Below are 22,539 nucleotides of genomic sequence, written 5' to 3'. Positions count from 1 at the left end.
GCGGGGCGGGGGGCTGTCTGCCCCCGGACCCCCGAGAGGTATTTAAGGCCCGGTCAAGCCTGTGTGGCGTGGCGCGCGGGCCCTGGCGAGGCGCGCGGGATCCCGGCGGGTCAGGCGGCGGGGGTGGGCGTGGCGCGCATCAGCATGCCGTAGAGGTCGCGCGGCTCGTCGGGGTCGGCCAGAAGGTCGAGCGGCGTGTAATAGGGCGTGCCCTCGATGGCGTTCCGCACGAAGCGCAGGGCGGAGAAATCCTCGATCGCGAAGCCCACGCTGTCGAAGAGCGTGACCTCGGCGCTGCCCTGCCGGCCCGGGATCTCGCCCGAGAGGACCCGCCAGAACTCCTGCACCGGGTGGTCGGGATCGAGCTGCTGGATCTCGCCCTCGATGCGGGTCTGCTCGGGGTATTCCACGAAGATCGTCGAACGGGTCAGGATGCCCGGCGCCAGCTCGGTCTTGCCGGGGCAATCGCCGCCGATGGCGTTCACATGCACGCCGCTGCCGACCATGTTGTCCGACAGGATCGTGGCATATTGCTTGTCCGCGGTGCAGGTGGTGAGGATCTGCGCGCCCTCGATGGCCTCCTCGGCGGTCGCGCAGGAGACCACGCGCAGCCCGCTGCCCGCGAGGTTGCGCGCGCATTTCCTGGTAGCCTCGGCGTCGATGTCGTAGAGGCGGACCTCCTCGAGGCCGACCAGCGCCTTCATGGCGAGGCTCTGGAACTCGGCCTGGGCGCCGTTGCCGATCATCGCCATCACCCTGGCGTTCTTCGGCGCGAGATGCTTGGCCGCGAGGCCCGACATGGCGGCGGTGCGCAGCGCGGTCAGCAGGGTCATCTCGGTCAGGAGCTTCGGATAGCCGGTGTAGACATCGGCCAGGAGCCCGAAGGCGGTGACCGTCTGCAGCCCCTCGCGGGTGTTCTTGGGGTGGCCGTTGACGTATTTGAAGCCGTACATCTCGCCGTCGGAGGTGGGCATGAGCTCGATCACCCCCACCGCGCTGTGGCTCGCCACCCGCGGGGTCTTGTCGAAGCTCTCCCAGCGCAGGAAGTCTTCCTCGATATGGGCGGCGAGGCCGCGGATCGTCTCTTCGATGCCGAGGTGATGCACGAGGCCCATCATCTGGTCGACGGAGACGAAGGGCACGAGGGCCTTGTCGGACGGGGTGGTCATCGGGAATCCTCCGGGCTGTGGCGGCGCGCGAGATGCAGCCCGGCGATCATGCACCGGACCGAGCCGCCCGCGGTTTCAATGGTGGGAATGGAGAGCGGCAGGATGCGCGCATCATCCTCGATGCAGGCGATCTGCTCGGGGGTGAGCGCGGCCAGCGCCCTGGCGGACAGCGCCAGGAGGCGCCCTTCGCGGCCCGCAAGCTCGATGGCATTGCCGGCGAAGGCCTCGATCTGCCGCTCGGAAAGCGCGATCACGTCGCGGCCGGTCTCGGTCAGCCGGTCGCGGACCATGGCGCGGCGCGCGGGGTCGCGGATCATCTCGAGCCCCACCAGCGCCACCCGGGTGCCGATCGCCATGAGCACGTTGGTGTGATAGACCGGCCGGCCCCGCGCGTCCTCGGCCTCGAAGGCGATGGGCTCGAAGTTGAAATGCGTGCAGAAGCGTTCGAGCAGCACCGGGTCGGCGCGATGCGAGCGCGCCACGTAAGCGACCCGGCCGATGTGGTCGAGCACCATGGCGCCGGTGCCCTCGAGCGCCAGCCCGTCGTGTTCGAGCCCCGAGTAGTCGATCACGTCCTGCACCCGGTAGCGCGCCTTCAGCATCTCGATCACATCCGCGCGGCGCTCGCGGCGGCGGTTCTCGGCATACATCGGGTAGAGCGCCACATGGCCGCCCGCATGGGTCGAGAACCAGTTGTTGGGAAAGACGCTGTCGGGGGTCTCGGCGCCGTGGTCGTCGAAGTCGTGCACGGTCACCCCCGCGGCGCGCAGGGCCGCGACGACGCCGTCGAACTCGGCCCGGGCGGCGGGGCCCTGGTCGGCGCCGCCGGCCTTCTGGAAGGCGTTGTCTGCGCGGGTCTCGGGATTCGAGCGGAAGTGATGCGGGCGGATCATCACCACGTCGCCCGGGCTTTGCACCTGCATCTCAATACCCCCGGGTCGGGCGGTCGAAGACCCGCCGGCCCAGCGCCGAGGCGGCGAGGTCGACCATGAGCTGCGCGGTGCGCCCGCGTTCGTCGAGCATCGGGTTCAGCTCCACCAGGTCGAGCGAGGTCATCAGCCCGCTGTCGTAGAGCATCTCCATCACCAGGTGCGCCTCGCGCACGGTGGCGCCGCCGGGCACCGTGGTGCCCACCGCGGGCGCCACGGCGGGATCGAGGAAATCCACGTCGAGCGAGACATGCAGCGCGCCGCCCGCCGCGGCCACCCGGTCGAGGAAGGCCGAGAGCGGCTTGCCGATGCCGTTCTCGTCGATCTCGCGCATGTCGGCGCGCATTACGCCCGCGGCGTCGAAGGCCTCGCGCTCGGGGCCGTCGACCGAGCGCAGCCCGATCACGCAGACCTGGTCGGCGGGCACCGGGGCGGGCACATCGGGAAAGCCCGGGAAGCCCGCGCGCCCGGTGGCATAGGCCAGGGGCGTGCCGTGCAGGTTGCCGCTGCCGGTGGTCTCGAGGGTGTGGAAGTCCGAATGGGCGTCGAGCCAGAGGACGAACTGCGGCCGGCCCTCGCGGGCGGCATGGGCCGCGACGCCGGGCAGGGTGCCGAGCGAGAGCGCGTGATCGCCGCCCATGAAGATCGGCAGGCCGCGGGCCATGGCCTTCTCGGCCTCGCGCATGAGCGCCCGGGTCCAGCCCACGGTCTCGGGCAGGGCGTAGAGATGCGAGTCCTCGGCGATGTCGGTGACATCGGCGGGCACATTGCCGAGGTCGATGACCTCGTGGCCGAGATCGGAGAGGGCGCCCGGCAGGCGGGCGGTGCGATAGGCGTCGGGGCCCATCAGGCAGCCCCGGCTGCGCTTGCCGGAATCCACCGGCGCGCCGATGAGAAGGATGGTCTTCGCGGTCATGTCGTGCCCCCTTTGCTGCCCGTCTTGCGCGAATTATGCGGCGATGTGAGAAGGGGTAAAGGTGACAGATCGGACAAAATGTTCGAGACTTGGCCGAAACGGAGGCAAAGGGTGGCGATATGGACGAGACGGACCAGCGGATCCTGGCGGCGCTGAGGCGCGACGCGCGGGCCTCCTATTCGGACCTCGCGGGGCTATTGGGGCTGTCGCGGACCACGGTCCGGGCGCGGGTCGAACGGCTGCGCGAGGCCGGGCAGATCCTGGGTTTCACCGTGGTTCTGAAGGAGGACGTGCGCCAGGACCCGGTGCGGGCCCTGATGATGATCGGCATCGAGGGGCGCGGCACCGACCGCATCCTGCGCCAGCTCGGCGGCTTCCCCGAGATCCGCGGGCTGCACACGACCAACGGGCGCTGGGACGTGATCGCCGAGCTCGGCACGCAGGACCTCGAGGCGCTGGACGGGGTGCTGCACCGGATCCGCGCGCTTGGCGGGGTGACGACCTCGGAGACCTCGCTTCTGCTCTCGACGAAGCGCAGCGCGGGGGCGCAGAAGGGGCGTTAGGCGGGTAGCGTTGGGTGCGCGCCGGGGGCGTGTGCGTGTTGGGCGCTACGGGCGAGATGGGAGGGCAGGGCCTTGGCCGGGGCGTTGTGACCCCCGAGGGCGCAGCAGGGGCTCCGCGTTGGACCTCCCGAAAAGCCGGGCAGGGCGCACGCACCGGTCTTCCCGGCCGCGCGCCCCGCGCCTCCCTCAGAGCTTGCGATACGCCGCGATCCAGAGGCCCGCCAGCGCCAGCGCGGCCAGCATGTTCCAGCTCGCCATGGAGAGCGTCAGGAACTCCCAGGCGATCTCGTCGCAGCGCACCATGGGCGCGGCCATGATCTGGTCCATCAGCTCGTCGGTCGAGAGCCCGCCGATGGCGCCCGAGGTGCAGGTCGAGGGGCCCTCCCACCAGGCCTTCTCGACCCCGGTGTGATAGAGCCCGACCGCCGCCGTCGTCAGCGCCGCCAGCGCCCCGAGTGCCGCCAGCGCCCGGCGGGGCAGCGCCAGGGCCACCGCACCGATCAGCACGGCGACGACATGCGGATAGCGCTGCCAGTAGCAGAGCTTGCAGGGCGGCAGCCCCCCGAGGTGCTGGAAGCCCAGCGCGGCGATCAGAAGCGCGGCGGAGCCGGCGGCGGCGGCGAGGATCAGGATGCGGGCACTCATATCACGCGCAGAACCATGAAACCGCCGATCAGCGCAATGCAGAAGAGCGTGAAGACCAGCCCGAGGCGGCGCTCGATGAAGTCGCGGATCGGCCGCCCGAAGAAATAAAGGAGCCCCGCCACGATGAAGAACCGCGCCGCCCGCGCGATCAGCGCCGAGACGAAGAAGGGCAGAAGCGGCATGGCGGTCCAGCCCGAGAGGATGGTGATCACCTTGAAGGGGAAGGGCGTGAGCCCCGCCACCAGAACCGCCCAGATCCCGTAGGTGTTGAAGGTCTCGTTGAAGGCCGCGATCTTCTCGCCCTTGCCGAGCGCCTCGAGGACCGGCGCGCCGATGCCCTCGTAGAAGAAGGCGCCGATGATGTAGCCGAGCCCCGCGCCCGCCACCGAGGACAGCGTCGCCACCAGCGCGATCAGCCAGGCCTTGCGTGGTGCTGCGAGGATCATCGGGATCATCATCACGTCGGGCGGGATCGGGAAGACCGAGCTCTCCACGAAGGAGACGAGGGCCAGAAGCCAAAGCGCGCGCGGATGGTCGGCCAGCGCCATGGTGCGGTCGTAGGTTGTGCGGAGCATGCTGCCTGTCCTCGGGGCTCTTCGGCACTTCTCAGCACGGGGCGCGCATGGGGTCAAGAAAGCCGCGATCCCCGCTGGACGCGCGCCGCCCCGAACGGTAGAGGAGTGGCCGGGCCCAAGTGGCGGAATGGTAGACGCAGGGGATTCAAAATCCCCCGGTCGAAAGATCGTGTCGGTTCGAGTCCGACCTTGGGCACCAATGATTTCAAGGGGTTGGGTGATGGGCGCCTGAGGGCGTGGGCTTCTGGTCGCTGTCGCGGCCCACACCCTGTGCCTACTTTTTCTGACCCCTTATTTGAGCCATGCTCACTTCCTGCGCTTCGGTGCGGATTTCGATAACCCTACGCGGCTGGCCTTCTCCCGATACTGCGCCCCGCCGTCCTTCACCGCCGCCGCCCGAGCAGCCACACGAAGAAGATCCCGCCGATCAGGCCGGTGACGATCCCGATGGGCATGTCCTCTGGCGCCATCACGGTCCGCGCGGCGATGTCGGCCCAGAGAAGGAACACCGCACCGCCGAGCGCGGAGAGGGGCAGCACCCGGGCGTAGTCTCCGCCCGCCAGCAGGCGCACGATATGCGGCACCATCAGCCCGACGAAGCCGATGATCCCCGAGAAGGCCACCATGACCCCGGTGATCAGCGCGCCGACCCCGAAGACGGCCAGCCGGAAGCGCGCCACCGGGATGCCGAGGGTCGCGGCGGTCTCGTCGCCCACGGTCATGGCGTTGAGCGCGCCGGCGCGGCTCAGGAGCCAGGCCCCGGAGCCCGCCAGGATCACCAGCGGGTAGATGAGCTGGTCCCATTGCGCCAGGCCGAGACCGCCCAGCATCCAGAAGACCACCGTATGCGAGGCGCGCGGATCGCCGAGGAAAATCAGCACATTGGCCGCCGCCATGACGATGAAGGACACCGCGACACCGGCGAGGACCAGCCGGTCGGCGCTGGTCGCCTCGGTCAGGCGCGACACCGCCAGCACGATGCCGGTGGCCAGGAGCGCGCCCAGAAAGGCCAGGACCGGGACCGTCAGCAGCCCCAGGAACAGCCCCGTGTGCAGAAGCGCCAGGATCGCGCCGAAGGCCCCGCCCGAGGAGATCCCCAGGAGATGCGGATCCGCCAGCGGGTTGCGCGTCACCGCTTGCAGGCTGGCGCCGACCAGCGCGAGGCCTGCGCCGACCATCATGGCCAGAAGCGCCCGGGGAAACCGGATCTCCCAGATGATCGCGGCCTGGCCCTCGGACCATTGCGGGGTGATGCTGCCGGGCGCGACTCTCTCGGCCAGCACGCCCCAGACCGTGGTGAAACCGACCGGGACCGCGCCGACCGAGATGGCCACGGTCAGGGAGGCCACAAGGACCGCCACCCCGGCGACGAGCAGCAGGGGCAGCCTCGACCGGGCGCCTGGGTCTGCATGGAGATCGGTTCCGCGGATCACCTCACTCTCCCCAGAAGCTCTCGGCGAGCGTCTTGACCGCCGCGATGTTGCGCGGACCGGGGGTCGCCTCGACGTAATCGAGCGTGACGAAACGGTCATTCTTCACCGCCGCGATCCCGGCGAAGGCCGGGTTGGACACCAGGAAGGCGCGCTTTTCCTCCGCGGTGACCTCACCGTAGTCCACGATCACCACGATCTCGGGATCGCGCGCGACGACCTCCTCCCAGGAGACGGTGGCCCAGCTTTTCTCGAAATCATCCATGATGTTGCGCCCGCCCGCGGCCTCGATCAGCGCGGTCGGCATGGCGTAGCGCCCGGCGGTGAAGGGCGTGTCCTGCCCGCTGTCGTAGACGAAGACCCGCGGGGGCGCGCCGGTCTCCAACTCGGCGGTGATCTCGGCAAGCTCGGCGCGGTATCCCGCGACCAGCGCCTCGGCGCGGGCCTCCACCGCAAAGATGCGGCCGAGGTTCGTGAGGTCGGCATACATGTCCTCGAGGCTGGCCTTGCCCTTCTCCATGACATGCGTGCAGCTCTCGGTCAGCTCGTAGACCTGGATGCCGAAGGGCGCGAGCGTCTCGGGCGTCACCGCGCCGCCGACCGACATGCCGTAGTTCCAGCCGGCGAAGAGGAAGTCGGCCTCGGCGCCCAGCAGGATCTCCTTGGTGGGCTTGCGGGCGGCCAGTTCCGGCAGCGCCGCGACCCCGGCGCGCATCCCGGCGTCGAGGGATTTCCAGCCGGAGATACCGGTGTAGCCCACCATGCGGTCGGCCAGCCCCAGGACCAGCATCATCTCGGTCAGGTTGACGTCGTTGGAGACCGCGCGCTCGGGCGGGGTCTCGAAGGTGACGCGGCGGTCGCAGCTCTGGACGGTCGTCTGCGCGGAGGCGGTGCCGGCGGTGCCGAGCAGGGCGGCGAGCAGGGGGAGATGGAGGAGTGTCATGCCTGTTCCAGGTCTCGTGTCAGGTGAAAGGAGAGATGATCCGCGCCGCTGTGCGACAGGGTTTCCCGGCGCGTGCGGACCTCGAAGGCGCGCGCGACGCCGGCTTCGGTCAGCACCCGGTCCGGCGGGCCGAAGCCGCAGGTCCGGCCCTCTTTCAGCAGCAGAACCTCGTCGCAGTGGCGCAGCGCCATGTTCAGGTCGTGCAGCGAGGTCACGATGGTCATCGGCAGGTCGCGGATCAGCCGGAGCACCTCGAGCTGGTGGCGGATGTCGAGGTGGTTGGTCGGCTCGTCGAGGATTAGGAGGCGCGGCTCCTGCGCCAGGGCGCGGGCCACCATGACCCGCTGCCGCTCGCCGCCCGAGAGGGTGCCGAGGTGCCGATGGGCAAGCCCGCAGAGTTCCATGCGCGTGAGGGCGTCCTCGACGATCGCCCGGTCGGCTGCGCCGGTGCCGCCGCCGAAGCCGCCCCCGAAGCCACGGCGATGCGGGGTGCGCCCGAGTGCCACGATCTCCTGGACGGTCAGGGCGAAATCGGTCGGCTGCTCCTGCAGGACGGCGGCCACGCGGCGCGCCACGGCCTGGGCGGAGAGCTGCCAGATGTCCCTGCCGTCGAGACACACACTGCCGCTCTGCGGGCGGAGAAACCGGTAAAGGAGCCGCAGAAGCGTGGTCTTGCCCGCGCCATTCGGACCCACGACCCCGAGCACCCGCCCGGGGGGCAGGGAAAAGCTGGTCTCGTGCAGGACCCTCTGGCGGCCACCCCGGGGCGCCCAGGACACCCGGTCCAGCGTCAGCGCGGCGGCGGAGAAGGGCGCGGATGCCCCGCTCATGTCATGAGCCTGCGGGCCTTCGCCCCGCCGCGCCGCACGCGCTTCGGGACCGAGAGCGCAAGGGGTGCGAGAGGTGTCACGAGCGACTCGCTCAGGAGCCTGCAGAATCGCGCCACGGCGGGAGAGCTCGCGGCCAGCGGCAGCGCCACTGCGCGGGCCCGGAGCGCCTCCTGCCGGTATCCCGCGTCGCCGGGCAGGGCGCCCAGCCATTGCAGGTAGCCGAGCTGCGCCATCTCTTCCGCCCGGTCGGGCGGCAGCGGTCCTACGTCGAGTTGCCGTAAGGTCTGTGCCAATAACATCGCGCCCTCCGCGCTTTATCGCGGAGCGAGCGGGATACCGGCGATGTCACAAGCTCTGTCGGGTCCATCTCTGGCACTCCTCCCACGGCACCCCGCCTGGGTTGAAGGTGACTGCAGGGCCCGTCGGGCCCCGGAGATGGCAGGTCTCCTGACTTGCGGGTCGTCGCTGTCCCGAACCTTCCCGAGCCGTATGAGCCCAGTGGTCAACCTCGGGGTGCTCGCCGCCTACAGTTGCGGGGGCAGTCACGGAATTGGCGCCCGAGGCGCCGCACCGCGTTCCCTTTTCATCTCTCGGGCCGTCAGCCGTCGAGAACCATCGCGGGCCACAAGCGCAGATCGGGCGCTGGGGGTCAATGGCGGATCGGGGGTGCGGTGCTTGTCGGCGCGCGGTGAGTGGCCCGGGCCGGGGCGCGCGCGTGAGGGGCGCTCCAGGTCGCGGATCAGGGCAGTGCGGTCGGGTCCGGGCATCTCCAGCACGGTGTCGCGCGCGGCCTGCGCCACGCAACCGACCGCTCTATGCACATCCAACTCCGCGGCGTGGGCCTTGCCATGGCCTGCGCATTTCATCATCCATATCGGGGTAAAGGAGCGCCCATGAAACCGACCGTTCTGACCCTCGTCCTCGCATCGACCGCCGCCTCTGCCGCGACCGCCACATCCGCGCAGGAGGCCCGCGAGATGGGCGCACATGTGCATGGCGTCTCCACGGCTGAAATCGCAGTCGAACACGGCCGGGTGGAGATAACCCTCTATTCGCCGGGCGCGGACATTGTCGGCTTCGAATACCCGGCGCGGTCGGCCGAGGAGAAGGACGCCGTTGCCGCGGCGATCCGCCAGTTCCTTCAACCCGAGACCATTGTGACCCTGCCGGAACCCGCGGGCTGCCGGCTGACCGAGGTCGCGGCGCGCCTGCATGGCGGCGGGCATGACGATGCGCATGGTTCGGACCACGCCGAGAGCGAGGATCACGACCACGACGCGCACGAGGAGCACGAGGACCACGCGCACGAGGCGGGCGAGGATCACGACCACGACGCGCACGGCGACGACCACGACCACGCCGAAGAGCACAGCGCGGACCACAGCGAGTTCCACGTCACCTACGGCTTCACCTGCGACGACGAGGACGCGCTCACGACCCTGGGCTTCCCCTTCTTCGAGACCTTCGGCAAGGCCCGGGAGATCGAGGTGCAATACGTCACCGAGGCGGGCGCCGGTCTGGCGGAGCTGACCCCCGGCGCCGCCGAGCTCACGCTCGAATGACCGAACCGGCGCTGGCGCTCGAGGCTCTGCGCTTCCGCTGGCCGGGGCGGGGATCCTTCGGGCTGTCGGTGCCGGGCTTCACCATGGCGGCGGGCGAGCGGGTCCTGCTTCTGGGCGAGAGCGGCTCCGGCAAGTCGACGCTGCTCTCGCTGATCTGCGGCATCGTCACGGCGGGCTCGGGCCGCGTCCGCGTCGGCGGGCAGGACCTCGCGGCGCTTGGTGCGGGCGCGCGGGACCGGTTCCGGGCGGAGCGCGTCGGCGTCATCTTCCAGCAGTTCAACCTGCTGCCCTATGCCAGCGTGGCGGACAACATCCTGCTGCCGCTGCGCTTCGCGCCGGAGCGCCGCGCGCGGGCCGCCCGGGGCGAAGCCCGCGAACTCTGCGCGGCGCTGGCGTTGCCCGAGCGCGTGCTGGGCAGCAAGGCCGGGCGGCTCTCGGTCGGCCAACAGCAGCGCGTCGCGGTGGCCCGGGCGCTGATCGGCCAGCCGCCGCTGATCGTCGCCGACGAGCCGACCTCGGCGCTCGATGCCGCGACGCAGGACAGCTTCCTGGGCCTGATGTTCGACCGGCTGGAGGCGACCGGGGCCTCGCTCCTGATGGTCAGCCATGACGAACGCCTCGGCACCCGCTTCGACCGGGTGGTGCGGCTGGCAGAGATCGCCCGCATCGAGGCGCCCGCATGATCCTGCGCCTGGCCTTCGCCTCGCTCCTGGCGCGGGCCCTGACCGTGGGCATGACGGTGCTCGCCATCGCGCTGTCGGTGGCGCTGTTCCTCGGCGTCGAGAAGGTGCGGACCGGCGCGCGGGCCAGTTTCGCCGACACGATCTCGGGCACCGACCTGATCGTCGGGGCGCGCTCGGGCTCGGTGCAACTGCTACTCTACTCGGTCTTCCGCATCGGCAATGCCACCAACAACGTCACCTGGCAGAGCTATCAGGACATCGCCGCGCGCCCCGAGGTCGACTGGATCGTCCCGATCTCGCTCGGCGACAGCCACCGCCAGTTCCGCGTCATGGGCACCACCGGGGCCTTCTTCGAGCACTACCGCTACCGCGGCGGGCGCGCGCTGGAGATCGCCCAGGGGCAGGGCCTGGGCGACCTCTACGACGCGGTGATCGGCGCCGAGGTGGCCGCGGCGCTGGGATACGCGGTGGGCGATCCGATCGTGGTCAGCCACGGGCTCGCGTCGTTCACGGATCACGGCGACCAGCCGTTCCGGGTCGCGGGCATCGTGGCCCGCACCGGCACGCCGGTGGACCGGACGGTGATCGTCAGCCTCGAGGCGATCGAGGCGATCCATGTCGACTGGCGCTCGGGCGCGCAGCGGCCCGGGCCCGCGACCCCGGTGGAGCGCATCCGCGAGATGGATCTGACGCCCTCGGCGGTGACGGCGGCCTTGGTCGGCACGCAGTCGCGGTTGCAGGTCTTCGGCCTGCAACGCTGGATCAACCAATACCCCGAGGAGCCGCTTCTGGCGGTGCTGCCGGGCGTCGCGCTGCAGGAGCTCTGGCAGATCGTCGGGGTGGCCGAGACGGCGCTGATCGGTGTCTCCGCCATGGTCGTGGTCACCGCGCTTCTGGGCATGATGGCGATGATCTTCTCCTCGCTGAACGAACGCAGGCGCGAGATGGCGATCTGGCGGGCCATGGGCGCGCGACCGGCGACGATCCTCGGGCTTCTGGTGCTGGAGGCCGCGCTGATGGCGGCCCTCGGCGCGGGCCTCGGGCTGGCATTGCTATACGCCGGGCTCGTCATCGCGCAACCGCTGGTCGACAGCGCCTTCGGGCTCTGGCTGCCGATCGCGCCGCCGACGCTGCGCGAAGCGGCGGTTCTCGCGCTTGTGATCGCCGCGGCGGCGCTGACCAGCCTTCTGCCGGCGCTTCGGGCCTACCGCCTCTCCCTGGCCGATGGCATGATGGTGCGGACATGACACCCGCCCGTCTTTCCCGGCGCCGGCTTCTGGCGCTTTCCGCGGCCTGCCTCGTTCCGGGGCCGGCGCAGGCGGCCAAATACCGGGCGCTGGCCTGGGACGACCTGATGCCGCCCGGTCTGCCCTACGGCGAGATCGTCGGGCCCGGCTTCATCGACGAGGCCAACGACATCTGGAACCCGCAGTATGACGCCAACGGGCTGCAGGTGCGCCGCGATCTCGACGGGGTGCGGATCCGGCTTCCGGGCTACATCATCCCCTTCGAGACCGCGCGCGGCGGCGTGACCGCCTTCATGCTGGTGCCTTACGTCGGCGCCTGCATCCACACCCCGCCGCCGCCCCCGAACCAGCTGGTCTTCGTGCGGACCGACAGGCCCTGGCCCAACTGATCCATGTGGGACCCGGTCTTCGTCTTCGGGCGGCTCTCCGCCAAACCCATGGCGACGCAGATCGCGGACGCGGGCTACCAGATGAGTGCCGAAAGGATCGAGAGCTACCGATGACACCTCCCAGACCCTGCCGGCGGGCGGTCCTGCTTGGCCTCTCTGCATTTGCCCTGGCCGCCCCGGCGCGGGCCGAGACCGTGAACGATCTGACCTGGGACGACCTGCGGCCCGAGGGCGACAGCGCGCCGCCGGCCTTCCTGCGGGACGTGCTGCCGCACGACGAAAGTGCGATGGCGGCCGGGCAGCCGCAGTCCACGGGGATCCGGACGGATTGGAACGGGGCCATCGTGCGGATGTCCGGCTTCGTCGTGCCCATCGACCAGCGCGCCACGGGCGTCACCGCCTTCATCCTGGTGCCCTATGTCGGCGCCTGCGTGCATGTCCCGCCGCCGCCGGCCAACCAGCTTGTCTTCGTGACCACCGAGACCCCCTATGAGACCTCGGGCCTTTTCGAGGCGGTCACCGTCACCGGCATGTTCGGCACGGCCGCGACCTCGACCCAGCTCGCCGAGATCGGCTACGCGCTCTCGGCGGACGAGATCCGGCCGTATCGGCGGTAGGGGGCGTGGTGAGGGGCCGTTCGGGGCGATGAGCTCAAGCGGCTGAGCGCGGGCGGTTTCGCTTCGCGCGTCCTGAGACAGCGGCGAGCCCCACCGTCACCCGGCACAACAACTGAGCGCGGCCACATCCTTCTCGAAGGTCTGGGCGGCGAGCTTCAGCCCTTCGACCGTGGTGAGATAGGGCATGATCGTCTCGCCCAGCTCCTCATATGTCAGCCCCGCCTTCAGCGCCATCACCGCCGTCTGGATGCTGTCGGCGCCCTCGGGGGCGAGGATCTGCGCGCCGAGGAGCCGCTTGCTGCGGGCCTCCGCCACCAGCTTGATAAGCCCGCGCGTGTCGCGCGCGGCGAGCGCGCGGGGCACGGCGTCGAGCGGCAGGACCGAGGTGACCACGTCGTGCCCGGCCGCCCGGGCCTGCGCCTCGCTCAGGCCCACGCCCGCGACCTGCGGATCGGAGAAGACCACCCAGGGCATCGTGGCGTTGTCATAGCTGCGCGCCTCATCCGCCACCGCGTTCCGGGCCGCGAGTTTGGCGCCATAGGCCGCCATGTAGACGAACTGGTCGCGCCCGGTGACATCGCCCGCGGCCCAGACCGTGGGGTTGGCGGTGCGCATCTGCGCGTCGGTCACGATCCCGCCGCGCGCGTCGGTCTCGATGCCCGCGGCGCCGAGATTCAGACCGTCGCTGTTCGGCACCCGTCCGGTGGCGCGCAGCAGGCGCTCGGCTTCGAAGCTCTGGCCGTCCGTTGCGGTCAGCCGCACGGCATTGCCGTTGCGTTCTACGCGCTCGTAGCCCGAGACCCGCGCGAGGCGAATGCCCTCGTCGCTCAGGTAGTGCTTCAGCGCCTCGGAGACCTCGGGCTCGGCCTCCGGCAGCACGCCCCGACGGCTGACCAGCGTCACCGCGACACCGGCCCGGGCGAAGAGCTGCGCCAGCTCCACGCCGATATAGCCGGCGCCCAGGACCAGCAGCGAGGCGGGCAGGGCGGTCATCTCCAGGGCTACGGTGCTGTCGAGGGCCTTGCTCTCCTCGATCCCGGGGATCGTCGGCACATGCGGGCGCGACCCGGTGGCGAGGACGATTTTCCGCGTCGGAAAAGCCGCGCCGTCCACGGTCAGGCGGCCCTCATCGTCGAACCGGGCCCGGCCCGCGATATAGTCGATGTTCTCGTGCCGCGGCAGGACGTCGGCATATTTCGCCGCACGCATCTCCTGCACAAGCTCTTGTTTCTGCGCCATGGTCGCGGCCCAGTCGGTGATCCGGGCCTCTGCCGCGATGCCCTCGAAGCGGCGTGCGGCGCGGGCCTGGTGCAGGCCCTCCACCGCGCGGATCAGCGCCTTCGAGGGCACGCAGCCCGTGTTGACGCAGGTGCCGCCAAGGGTGCCCGTGCCGATCAATGCCACGCGCGCCCCGGCCTCGGCGGCGGTGATGGCGGCGGAAAAGCCGGCGGACCCGGCGCCGACGACGGCCAGGTCGTAGGCGGATTTGTGGGTGTGGGTGTCACTCATGTCTGCCTCCCCTCAGGTCCTGCGCGCGCGCCGCCAGAGCGCGTAGAGCGTGAGGCCGATGAAGCCCGCCAGCGCGGGCAGGAGCACCAGGTCGAGCCAGCCCAGCATGGCGGAGAGCCCCAGGGCGCCCAGCAGGATCACCAGGACCGGCGTGAAGCAGCAGAGCGCCAGAATGACGGTGCCGATCAGGCCATAGGACAGGAGGCGGTCGGTCTTTTCGGAGCGGGGCGTGCGGTTCATTGGGGCCTATCCTCGGTAAGGGGTGCATCGCAGTCGGCGCCCGCGAAGGTGATCCGCGCCTCGGAGCCCGTGAAGGGCCCAGCAAGGTCACCGCCCATGCGCCACGCGCCGTGGCGGCTTGCAGCAGCCTTCCCGGTCCTCTCACTTATTGTCCGGGCCTGCCGCCCCGTCTTCTTCGTCTGCACCGTCATCGCGTCATCCTCGTTGTGGCTCGATGACCGTCAAGATAGGGTCTGTAGCAACTACAGGATCAAGGACAAATCTGATGCCTGACCTTCACGCCACCGCGAGCGCGCTGAGGCGCTCCGATCTCGCCCGGCGGACCGGCTGCAACCTCGAGACCATCCGCTATTACGAGAGCGTCGGCCTGATGCCCGATCCGCCGCGCACCGCGTCGGGGCATCGGCGCTACGGGCCGGCCCATGTGGAGCGGCTGAGCTTCGTGATGCGGGCCAGGGATCTCGGCTTCACGATGGAAGAGATCCGCGGCCTCCTGTCCCTCGTCGATCGCGGCAGCCACACCTGCGCCGAGGTCGCGCGCATGGGGCGGCACCACCTCGAGGTGGTGCGCGCCAAGATCCGCGATCTTCAGGCGATCGAAGCGGTTCTCTCGGGGACCATTTCGCGCTGCACCGGGGCCGACACGCCCGACTGCCCGCTGCTGGATGTTCTCAATGAAGGGCAGGCGGCGGAGATGCCCGCAGGTGGTGCGGAATAGGGTTCATTCGAGGGAGGCGGGGCGGTCCGCCGGGAGGCAGGACCTGCGGTCTACGCGTCGGGCGAACCGCGCGGGCCACATCCGCAGCCCACGTCCGCAATCACCCTCCGCGCCCCGTCACCGAGCGCCCCAGGTGTCCGACAGCCGGTAGCCCTCGGGCCAGGGGTCGGAGGGGTCGAGCATGTGCTGGTGCACGCCGGTGATCCAGCCGCGGCCGGAGATCTCCGGGCGCATCGCCGGGTGGCCCGCGAGCGTGGTCTCTCCGAGGATCTTCCCGGAAAAGGTCGAGCCGATCACCGAGCGCGCGGTGAGCCTCTCGCCGGTCGTCATCACGCCCCGCGCCTGCAGGACGGCCATGCGCGCCGAAAGCGCGGTGCCGGTGGGCGAACGGTCGACCTTGCCGGGCTGGATCGCAACCGCGGAGCCGGTCTCCAACCCCTCGGGGCCGTCGGTCAGCGGCCCGGCGAAAAGGCAGAAGGAGATGTGCCGCCAGTCCGGGTTCTCGGGGTGTTCGAAGCCGAGCTGCGCGTTGGCGGCATTGGTAATCCGCACGCCGAGGGTCGCGAGGTCATGCGCCTCGTCCTCCTTCAGCGTGAAGCCGAGCGCCGCGGCGTCGACGATCACGAAGCTGTCGCCGCCGTAGGCGGTGTCCACCGTCAGGGTGCCCAGCCCCTCGACCTCGAGCGTCGCGTCGAGCCGGGCGGCGAAGGAAGGCACGTTCTCCACGAAGATCCGCTCGGCCTTGCCGTCCCGGCACTCCGCGCGCACCCGGACGAGGCCGCCGGGCGCTTCCATCACCAGATGCGTCTCGGGTTCCTGCATCGGGACCAGCCCGCCGTCGAGCAGCACCGTGGCGACGCAGATCGAGTTCGAGCCGGACATCGGCGGCGTGTCCTCCGGCTCCATGATGATCCAGGCGGCCTGCGCCTCGGGGTGCTTCGGCGGGACCAGCAGGTTCACATGCCGGAAGACCCCGCCGCGCGGCTCGTTCAGGACGAAGTTGCGCAGGGTCTCGTCGCGGGCAATCCAGCGGCTCTGTTCCCAGAGGGTGTCGCCGGGCGGCGGCAGGACACCACCGACGATGACGTCGCCGACCTCGCCCTCGGCGTGGGCGGAGATCACGTGGATGGTCTTGCTGGAGCGCATGGCGATGGGTCCTGGTGGGTTGCGGCAGGGCGATCATGGGCGGCGGGAGGGGGCATGCCAACAGGTGGCGGGATGATACTTTGGGATTAGAGGATCGGGGGGCGGTCCCGGGGGCGGGATGGCACCTGCGCAGGCGGCGCGGGGCAGGGCTCTCGCATTCACCCGGGGGCACGGCCGACGGACCAGCATCGCCACTGTCGTCGGCCCGTCGAGGCGACGCCCCACCACCCCCCCGATCAGGCGACCCGGGCGAGCCGGAACCCGTTGGCGCCGAGGCTCACGGTGCGGCCCGCGACTTCGGCACCTTCGGCGCAGAGCTCCTCTCCGGCGCTCTCGACATCGACCGAGACCGGCGTCGTGCCGAGATTGAAGAGGCAGAGGACCTCGCCGCCACGCATGTAGCCAAGCACCGGCTCGGGCATATCGAGGAAGGTCATCTCGCCGGCCCTCAGGGCCTCTGTCCGAGCGCGCAGCGCGATCATCTCGCGGTAGAAGGCCAGCACGCTGTCGCGTCCGCTCTGGGTGTCGACCGCCCGCGCGGCCTCGGGCGGCTTGACCGGCAGCCAGGTCTCCGCGGAGGTCGAAAAGCCCGCCTGCGCCGCATCCGCCTGCCAGGGCATCGGCGTGCGCGACCCGTCGCGGCCGGGGTTGTCGGGCCAGAAGGTCTTGCCCTCGGGGTCGACCAGCTCGTCGTAGGCCAATTCGGACTGCGCCAGCCCCAGCTCCTCGCCCTGGTAGAGGCAGACCGAGCCGCGCAGGCTCAGCAGGAGCGCCGCGGTCATCTTGGTGAAGCCGTCCGGGGTGGCGGCGTGATCCGCCCAGCGGCTGACATGGCGCGGCACGTCGTGGCTCGAGAAGGCCCAGTTCGGGCAGCCCGCGTAGCCATCGGCGAACATCGCCTCGATCTGCCGGCGGAAGAATGCCGCGCCGTAGGGCTTGTGCATCAGCGCCGTGTGATAGGCCTGATGCAGCCGCCCGGGCCCGGTGTATTCCTGCAGCCGTTCGATGGGGAAATGGCCCTCGCCGATCTCGCCGATCAGGGTGCGGGCCTCGTAGCGGTCGGTCAGGGCGCGCACCCGCTCCATGAAGGCCAGGTTCTCGGGCCGGTTCTTGGAGTGCACCGGATACTGCATCTCGTAGGTCTTGTAATCGGGCTCGGTCTTCTCGCGGAAGTCCGGCGGGTTGTCGCGCAGCAAGGCGTCGTGGACGTAGTGGTTCACCGCATCGAGCCGGAAGCCGTCGACCCCCTTGTCGAGCCAGAAGGCCAGCGTCTCCAGCGCCCAGTCCTGGACCTCGGGGTTGTGGAAGTTGAGGTCGGGCTGCTCCTTCAGGAACTGGTGGAAGTAGTACTGTCGGCGGCGCACGTCCCAGGTCCAGGCGGGCCCGCCGAAGATCGACTGCCAGTTGTTCGGCGGCGAGCCCTCGGGCTTGGCGTCGGCCCAGACGTACCAGTCGGCCTTGGGATTGTCGCGCGAGGCGCGGCTTTCGGTGAAGAAGGGGTGGCGGTCCGAGGAATGCGACAGCACCTGGTCGATGATCACCTTCAGGCCCAAATCATGGGCGCGGGTCACCAGCGCCTCGAAATCCGCCATGGTCCCGAAGGAGGGATCGACGTCGCGGTGATCGGCGACGTCATAGCCCATGTCGATCATCGGCGAGGTGAAGAACGGCGAGATCCAGATCGCGTCGACGCCGAGGTCGGCGACATGTCCCAGCCGCCGGGTGATTCCCCTGAGGTCGCCGATCCCGTCGCCGTTGTCGTCCTGAAAGCTGCGCGGATAGATCTGGTAAGTGACTGATCCGTTCCACCAATCCTGTGTCGCATCCATGTCGAGCCCTCCCGGCAGTTGTGATCCGAAACGTTTCGGTTATTCTGTTTGTTGACCATGACGGGGCCAGGGTGCAAGTCCGTTTTCCCAAGAGGGGGAGTGCCGGGTATGGCGACATTGAAGGACGTCTCGCGCCGCGTCGGGCTGTCGGTGACGCAGGTCAGCCGGGCGCTCAACGCCCATGACGACGTCAGCGAGGCCACCAAGGCGCGGGTGCGCAAGGCCGCCGAGGAGCTGGGCTACGTGCCGAACCTCTCGGCGCGCAAGCTGAAGTCCGGGCGGTCGGGCATCGTCTCGATGATCGTGCCGCCGCGCTCGGAGACCGTGGAGATCGAGCTGCTGATGGAGACCGTCATGGGCCTCTCGGCGGAGTTCTCCCGGCGCGGGCTGCAGTTCGTGCTGCATGTGCTCTCGGACGGGGAGGACCCGGCCGAGGCGCATGGCCGGATGATGCGGGGCGGCTCGATCGACGGCGTGGTGGTGACCGACCCCTTGCGCGACGACCCGCGGATCGCCTGCCTCGAGCAACTCGGCGCGCCTTTCGTGGTGCATGGCCGCGACCGGATCGACGCGGGCTATCCCTTCGTCGACATCGACCACTGGGCGATCGGCCGAATGCTGGCCGAGGCGCTCCTGCGGCGGGGCTGCCGCCGTATCGCGCTGGTGGACGGGCCGGGCGACCGGCCCTACTCGGGCCTGCGCCGCGCCGGGGTCGAAGCGGCGCTCTCCGCGCAGAACCTGGCGCTGGCCGAGACCCACGTTCTGCCGGGGCCGATGACCGAGGCGCGGGGCAGGGCGGCCGCGGGGGCGCTGGCCGAGGCCGACGGCGTGATCGCCGGCAACATGATGCTCGCCGCGGGTCTGCGCGACGGCCTGGGCGCGACCCCCATCGCGGCCCATGACGACGACCTGCTGCGCCACCAGGCGGGCCAGATCGGCGGCCCGCTGATCCGCACACGCGCGCCCCTGTCGGACGCCTGGACGCCGCTTTGCGACGCGCTGGCCGGGGCGATTCGCGGCAAGCCCGCCAGCCAAACCCTTCTGGACGTGTCCTTAATCGAGGACTGATGCGCCGCGCTTGACAGGATCGCCGCGCGCAGGCAGCGTAAATGCCATCCGAAACGTTTCGGTTATCCCGCCGGACAGCGTTTCGACCAATGATGTGGAGACCTTGGGAGGACATCATGACCCATCGCGCAACCGTTCCTTCAACCGCGCTGGCGCTTGTCGTCTGCGCCGCCAGTGCCGCCTCCGGGCAGGAGCTGATCCGCCCCGTGGGCGAGGGGCCCTTCACCTGGTCCGCCTACGAGGCCTTCGCCGCCGCGCATGACTTCGCCGGCGAGGTGCTCGAGGTGCGCGGCTCCTCGACCGGCGACGACAAGACCAAGCTCGGCAACCTCTTCGCCTATTTCGAGGCGGCGACCGGCGCCGAGGTGCGGCTTTCGGGCTCGGACAACTTCGAGCAGGACATCGTGATCGCCGCGCAGTCCGAGACGCTGCCCGAAATCGCCATGTTCCCGCAGCCGGGCCTGGCCGAGGAGATGGCCGCGCAGGGCCACCTGGTGGCGCTGTCGGACGACAACCGCGCCTGGTTCGAGGAGAACTTCGCCGCCGGCGCCTCCTGGGCCGACCTCGTGACCTACGCAGGGCCCGACGGCACCGAGCGGATCTACGGCACGATCTTCGGCGCCGACGTGAAGTCGCTGGTCTGGTATTCGCCGATCGCCTTCGACGAGATGGGTTACGACATCCCCGAAAGCATGGAGGAGCTGAAGGAGCTCACCGAGCAGATCGTCTCGGACGGCGGGACGCCCTGGTGCATCGGCCTGGGCTCCGGCGCGGCGACCGGCTGGCCCGGTACCGACTGGGTTGAGGAGTTCCTGCTGCGCACCCAGCCGGTCGAGGTCTACGACCAATGGGTCGCCAACGAGATCCCCTTCGACGACCCGCGCATCGTCGCGGCGATCGAGGAATACGGCTGGTTCGCCCGCAACGAGGACTTCGTGGTCGACGGCGTCGAGGCGGTGGCCTCGAAGGACTTCCGCGACAGCCCCGCGGGCCTCTTCACCATCCCGCCGGAGTGCTACATGCACCGCCAGGCCTCCTTCGTGCCGAACTTCTTCCCCGAGGGCGTCGAGGTCGGCTCGGACGCGGAGTTCTTCTACTTCCCGGCCTATGCGGACAAGGACCTCGGCCAGCCGGTGCTGGGCTCGGGCGGGGTCATCGCGGCGACGACCGACCGGCCGGTCGCCATGGCCTTTGTCGAGTTCCTGAAGACCCCGGTGGCGCATGAGATCCAGATCAGCCAGGGCCAGTTCCTGACGCCGCATCTCAAGGCGTCGAAGGAGGCCTACCAGAACGAGACCCAGGCCACCCAGGGCGAGATCCTGACCAATGCGACCACCTTCCGCTTCGACGGCTCCGACCTGATGCCCGCCGAGATCGGCACCTCGGCCTTCTGGTCGGCCATGGTCGACTACCAGACCGGCGCCTCCGCCGAGGCGGTCGCCCGCGACGTGCAGGAGCGCTGGTCGCGGATCGACTGAGGCGGCTTCTGCGGGAAGATTGAAGCGCCATCGGAGAGATCCGGTGGCGCTTTTTCTGTGCGGTATGCGGGGGTCGCGCGGGGCAGCGCATCGCGAACCCGCATGCGCCCCGCATCGCGGCGGGCCTCCGCCCACCGCCGACCTCACACCGCCGGCATACCCTTCGGCCGGGCCAGGCGCTTCTGCGCGGCGATGCGGAACGGGGCGTTGGGGCCGCCGAAGCCGCGGTAGCCGGGGGCGCGTTGCACGATCTCGAAGAACATGCCGCCGGCGAAGGCGCGGGAGTAGAGCTGCAGGAATTCCGCCTCGCCCTCGCGGTCGTAAAGCACGTTCCAGCGCCGCAGCCGGTCGAGCAGCCCCTCGGGCAGGTCGAAGCGGGCGGCGAGGTCGCTGTAGTAGTTCTCGGGGATCGGCAACGGCTCGAAACCGCGCCCGGCGAGGGCTTCCGCGGTGGCGAAGATATCCTCGGTCGCCAGCGCCACGTGCTGCACCGAGCCGCCGAAGCTCTCGGCAAGGAAGCTGCCGGCGAGGGTGCGGTGGGTCGCGGCGCCGTTCAGCGTGACGCGCAGGGCGCCGCCCGCGCTCTCGATGGCCTGGCTGCGCACCAGCCCGTCGGGGTCGATCACATCCACCATGGGCGTCTTCGCCATGTCGAAAAGCGTGGTGTAGAACAGCGTCCAGCTCAGCATCTCCTCGTAGGACATGGTCTGGGCGAGGTGGTCGATGCCGGTGATGCCGACCCCGGGCGCGGGATCCTCTTCGGAGACGGGCAGGAATTCGACCTCCCAGACCCGGTCGAGACCGCTTTCGCCGTCGATGAAATGCAGGACCGAGCCGCCGAGGCCGCGGATCGCGGGGATGTCCAGCTCGCCGGGCCCGGTGGGCTGGCGGAAGGGCTTGGAGCCGAGCGCCTCGGCCCGCGCCAGCGTCTCGGCGGCAGAGGTGACCCGCAGGCCGATGTCGCAGATCGAGGTGCCGCGCACGTTCCAGGCATGGGCGGCGTGGCCGGTCTCCTCGGCGTTGACGACGATGCGGACGGCGCCCTGCTGCCAGAGGTCGAGCGCCTTGTTCCGGTGCCGTCCGACGCGGGCGAAGCCAAGGCCCGAGAGCGTGTCCGACAGGCGGTCGAGGTCCGTCCGGCGGGCGGCGAACTCGAGGAAGGCAACGCCTTCGACCTGCACGCGCGGCGGGATCGCGGGCAGGGGCATCGGCGTGTCCGGCTCGGCCCGGCGCACCTCGTCCATCACCGCCGTCAGCGCGCGATAGCCGTCGCCCGCCACGACCCGCGGGTCGCTGCCGCGGAACTGGTCGTTGAAGATCTCCAGGCTCATCGGCCCGTCGTAGCCGGTCGCGGCCACGGCGCGGCAGAAGCCCGCCACGTCGAGGTCGCCCTCGCCGGGCATGTTGCGGAAGTGGCGCGACCAGTAGAGCAGGTCCATCTCGATCGCGGGCGCGTCGGCCAGTTGCACGAAGAAGATGCGGTCGCCCGGGATCGCGCGGATCGACTCGGGCGAGAGGCGGCGGCCCAGCGTGTGGAAGCTGTCGAGGATCAGCCCGACGTTGGGGTGATCGGCGCGGCGCACGATCTCCCAGGCGTCGCGGTGGTCGTTGACGTGCCGGCCCCAAGCCAGCGCCTCGTAGCCCAGGCGGATGCCCTGGGCGCGGGCGATCTCGCCCAGGTCGGACAGGTCGTCGGCCGCCCGGTCGATCCCGCCAAGGCTCTCGGGATGCACCGAGGAGCAGATCAGCATCAGGTCGGTGCCAAGCTCGCCCATCAGGTCGAACTTGCGCCGGGCCCGGTCGAAGGCCTTGGCCCGCAGCGGTTCGGGCAGGCATTCGAAGTCACGGAACGGCTGGAAGAGCGTGATCTCGAGCCCGTGGTCGCGCACCATCCGGCCGACCTCGGCGGGGCCGCCGTCATGGGCGATGAAATCCTGCTCGAAGATCTCGATCCCGTCGAAACCGGCCTTGGCGATGGCCTCGAGCTTTTCCGGCAGCGCGCCCGAGATCGAGACCGTGGCGATGGAGGTCTTCATGCGCGGTTCTCCCTGTC

The 22,539-nt window shown here is 70.1% G+C and carries 22 protein-coding genes, 1 tRNA gene, 1 pseudogene and 1 riboswitch; of the genes and pseudogenes, 10 read left to right on the top strand and 14 right to left on the bottom strand.

Translation table 11 applies throughout. The features are described 5' to 3' along the window. Window positions 1–110: 110 nt before the first annotated feature. The 3 genes from LR948_RS06515 to rocF are packed head-to-tail and all read right to left on the bottom strand — an operon-like array spanning window position 111 to window position 3,014. Window positions 111–1,169 (bottom strand): ornithine cyclodeaminase, encoded by a 1,059-nt coding sequence (locus tag LR948_RS06515; protein ID WP_232753167.1) that lies wholly within the window; start codon window positions 1,167–1,169, stop codon window positions 111–113. Further along, window positions 1,166–2,092 carry a citrulline utilization hydrolase CtlX gene (gene ctlX / locus LR948_RS06510; RefSeq protein WP_232753166.1) on the bottom strand — a complete coding sequence of 309 codons (927 nt, stop codon included), beginning with the start codon at window positions 2,090–2,092 and terminating at the stop codon, window positions 1,166–1,168. Before ctlX ends, LR948_RS06515 begins: the two co-directional genes overlap by 4 nt. A 1-nt stretch (window position 2,093) precedes the next feature. Beyond that, complete coding sequence (gene rocF, locus LR948_RS06505; RefSeq protein ID WP_232753165.1) at window positions 2,094–3,014, bottom strand: arginase; 921 nt, start codon at window positions 3,012–3,014, stop codon at window positions 2,094–2,096. A gap of 119 nt (window positions 3,015–3,133) precedes the next feature. On the opposite strand from rocF, the gene LR948_RS06500 reads away from it, so the two are divergent. Beyond that, the gene (locus tag LR948_RS06500) at window positions 3,134–3,577 is read left to right on the top strand and encodes an Lrp/AsnC family transcriptional regulator (protein ID WP_232753164.1); all 444 of its coding nucleotides are present in this window, start codon (window positions 3,134–3,136) and stop codon (window positions 3,575–3,577) included. A gap of 186 nt (window positions 3,578–3,763) precedes the next feature. On the opposite strand, the gene LR948_RS06495 is transcribed toward LR948_RS06500, so the two are convergent. Both LR948_RS06495 and LR948_RS06490 read right to left on the bottom strand, forming a co-directional pair. After that, a complete protein-coding gene (locus LR948_RS06495) occupies window positions 3,764–4,222 on the bottom strand; it encodes a disulfide bond formation protein B (RefSeq protein ID WP_232753163.1) in 459 nt (152 codons plus the stop codon). After that, window positions 4,219–4,797, bottom strand: coding sequence for a YqaA family protein (locus tag LR948_RS06490; RefSeq protein WP_232753162.1), 579 nt, complete (start codon window positions 4,795–4,797; stop codon window positions 4,219–4,221). The genes LR948_RS06495 and LR948_RS06490 overlap by 4 nt, the downstream gene beginning before the upstream one ends. A 113-nt stretch (window positions 4,798–4,910) precedes the next feature. On the opposite strand from LR948_RS06490, the gene LR948_RS06485 reads away from it, so the two are divergent. After that, window positions 4,911–4,996 (top strand) — tRNA-Leu (locus tag LR948_RS06485). 184 nt (window positions 4,997–5,180) lie between these two features. Here LR948_RS06485 and LR948_RS06480 read toward each other — a convergent pair. Genes LR948_RS06480 through LR948_RS06465 form a run of 4 tightly spaced genes read right to left on the bottom strand, consistent with a single transcriptional unit; the run spans window position 5,181 to window position 8,293 of the window. After that, window positions 5,181–6,227, bottom strand: a complete 1,047-nt coding sequence (locus tag LR948_RS06480) for an iron ABC transporter permease (RefSeq protein ID WP_232753185.1) — start codon at window positions 6,225–6,227, stop codon at window positions 5,181–5,183. 4 nt (window positions 6,228–6,231) lie between these two features. Then, a complete protein-coding gene (locus LR948_RS06475; RefSeq protein ID WP_232753161.1) occupies window positions 6,232–7,170 on the bottom strand; it encodes an ABC transporter substrate-binding protein in 939 nt (312 codons plus the stop codon). Further along, entirely contained in the window at window positions 7,167–8,000 is an 834-nt protein-coding gene (locus LR948_RS06470) for an ABC transporter ATP-binding protein (RefSeq protein WP_232753160.1), read from the bottom strand. The genes LR948_RS06475 and LR948_RS06470 overlap by 4 nt, the downstream gene beginning before the upstream one ends. Further along, window positions 7,997–8,293, bottom strand: a complete 297-nt coding sequence (locus LR948_RS06465; protein WP_232753159.1) for a hypothetical protein — start codon at window positions 8,291–8,293, stop codon at window positions 7,997–7,999. The genes LR948_RS06470 and LR948_RS06465 overlap by 4 nt, the downstream gene beginning before the upstream one ends. Before the next feature lie 126 nt (window positions 8,294–8,419). Next, a riboswitch (cobalamin riboswitch) is annotated at window positions 8,420–8,632 on the bottom strand. A gap of 261 nt (window positions 8,633–8,893) precedes the next feature. On the opposite strand from LR948_RS06465, the gene LR948_RS06460 reads away from it, so the two are divergent. The 5 genes and pseudogenes from LR948_RS06460 (at window position 8,894) to LR948_RS06440 (ending at window position 12,498) form a co-directional block, all read left to right on the top strand. Next, complete coding sequence (locus tag LR948_RS06460) at window positions 8,894–9,562, top strand: DUF2796 domain-containing protein (protein WP_232753158.1); 669 nt, start codon at window positions 8,894–8,896, stop codon at window positions 9,560–9,562. Continuing rightward, window positions 9,559–10,245: an ABC transporter ATP-binding protein gene (locus LR948_RS06455; protein ID WP_232753157.1), complete on the top strand. Its 687-nt coding sequence runs from the start codon at window positions 9,559–9,561 to the stop codon at window positions 10,243–10,245. Before LR948_RS06460 ends, LR948_RS06455 begins: the two co-directional genes overlap by 4 nt. Continuing rightward, window positions 10,242–11,492 (top strand): ABC transporter permease, encoded by a 1,251-nt coding sequence (locus LR948_RS06450; protein WP_232753156.1) that lies wholly within the window; start codon window positions 10,242–10,244, stop codon window positions 11,490–11,492. The genes LR948_RS06455 and LR948_RS06450 overlap by 4 nt, the downstream gene beginning before the upstream one ends. Further along, window positions 11,489–11,995, top strand: a pseudogene (locus LR948_RS06445) (DUF3299 domain-containing protein). Before LR948_RS06450 ends, LR948_RS06445 begins: the two are co-directional and overlap by 4 nt. After that, complete coding sequence (locus LR948_RS06440) at window positions 11,992–12,498, top strand: DUF3299 domain-containing protein (RefSeq protein ID WP_232753155.1); 507 nt, start codon at window positions 11,992–11,994, stop codon at window positions 12,496–12,498. The pseudogene LR948_RS06445 and the gene LR948_RS06440 overlap by 4 nt, the downstream one beginning before the upstream one ends. Window positions 12,499–12,594: 96 nt before the next feature. Here LR948_RS06440 and merA read toward each other — a convergent pair whose 3' ends face one another. Both merA and merF read right to left on the bottom strand, forming a co-directional pair. Beyond that, window positions 12,595–14,007 carry a mercury(II) reductase gene (merA, locus tag LR948_RS06435; RefSeq protein WP_232753154.1) on the bottom strand — a complete coding sequence of 471 codons (1,413 nt, stop codon included), beginning with the start codon at window positions 14,005–14,007 and terminating at the stop codon, window positions 12,595–12,597. 12 nt (window positions 14,008–14,019) lie between these two features. Continuing rightward, window positions 14,020–14,247, bottom strand: a complete 228-nt coding sequence (gene merF / locus LR948_RS06430) for a mercury resistance system transport protein MerF (RefSeq protein ID WP_232753153.1) — start codon at window positions 14,245–14,247, stop codon at window positions 14,020–14,022. 265 nt (window positions 14,248–14,512) lie between these two features. Between merF and LR948_RS06425 the strand changes: the two genes are divergently transcribed. Beyond that, on the top strand, window positions 14,513–14,965 hold the full coding sequence (locus LR948_RS06425; RefSeq protein WP_232753152.1) for a helix-turn-helix domain-containing protein: 453 nt from the start codon (window positions 14,513–14,515) through the stop codon (window positions 14,963–14,965). 117 nt (window positions 14,966–15,082) lie between these two features. Here LR948_RS06425 and LR948_RS06420 read toward each other — a convergent pair whose 3' ends face one another. Then, window positions 15,083–16,111 carry a proline racemase family protein gene (locus LR948_RS06420; protein ID WP_232753151.1) on the bottom strand — a complete coding sequence of 343 codons (1,029 nt, stop codon included), beginning with the start codon at window positions 16,109–16,111 and terminating at the stop codon, window positions 15,083–15,085. A gap of 236 nt (window positions 16,112–16,347) precedes the next feature. Continuing rightward, window positions 16,348–17,940 (bottom strand): alpha-glucosidase, encoded by a 1,593-nt coding sequence (locus LR948_RS06415; protein ID WP_232753150.1) that lies wholly within the window; start codon window positions 17,938–17,940, stop codon window positions 16,348–16,350. Between the two features lie 108 nt (window positions 17,941–18,048). On the opposite strand from LR948_RS06415, the gene LR948_RS06410 reads away from it, so the two are divergent. Both LR948_RS06410 and LR948_RS06405 read left to right on the top strand, forming a co-directional pair. Then, window positions 18,049–19,008: a LacI family DNA-binding transcriptional regulator gene (locus LR948_RS06410; protein ID WP_232753149.1), complete on the top strand. Its 960-nt coding sequence runs from the start codon at window positions 18,049–18,051 to the stop codon at window positions 19,006–19,008. Between the two features lie 116 nt (window positions 19,009–19,124). Continuing rightward, window positions 19,125–20,486, top strand: a complete 1,362-nt coding sequence (locus LR948_RS06405; protein WP_232753148.1) for an ABC transporter substrate-binding protein — start codon at window positions 19,125–19,127, stop codon at window positions 20,484–20,486. Window positions 20,487–20,629: 143 nt separating this feature from the next. Here the strand turns inward: LR948_RS06405 and LR948_RS06400 are convergent, their stop codons facing one another. Next, window positions 20,630–22,522, bottom strand: coding sequence for a bifunctional sugar phosphate isomerase/epimerase/4-hydroxyphenylpyruvate dioxygenase family protein (locus tag LR948_RS06400; protein WP_232753147.1), 1,893 nt, complete (start codon window positions 22,520–22,522; stop codon window positions 20,630–20,632). Window positions 22,523–22,539 lie beyond the last annotated feature (17 nt).

The sequence above is a fragment of the Roseivivax sp. GX 12232 genome (assembly GCF_021272185.1).
In the GTDB taxonomy this organism is placed as follows: domain Bacteria; phylum Pseudomonadota; class Alphaproteobacteria; order Rhodobacterales; family Rhodobacteraceae; genus Roseivivax.
Note: the sequence above shows the minus strand (reverse complement) of the source record. Positions and strands in the feature narration are given on the sequence as shown.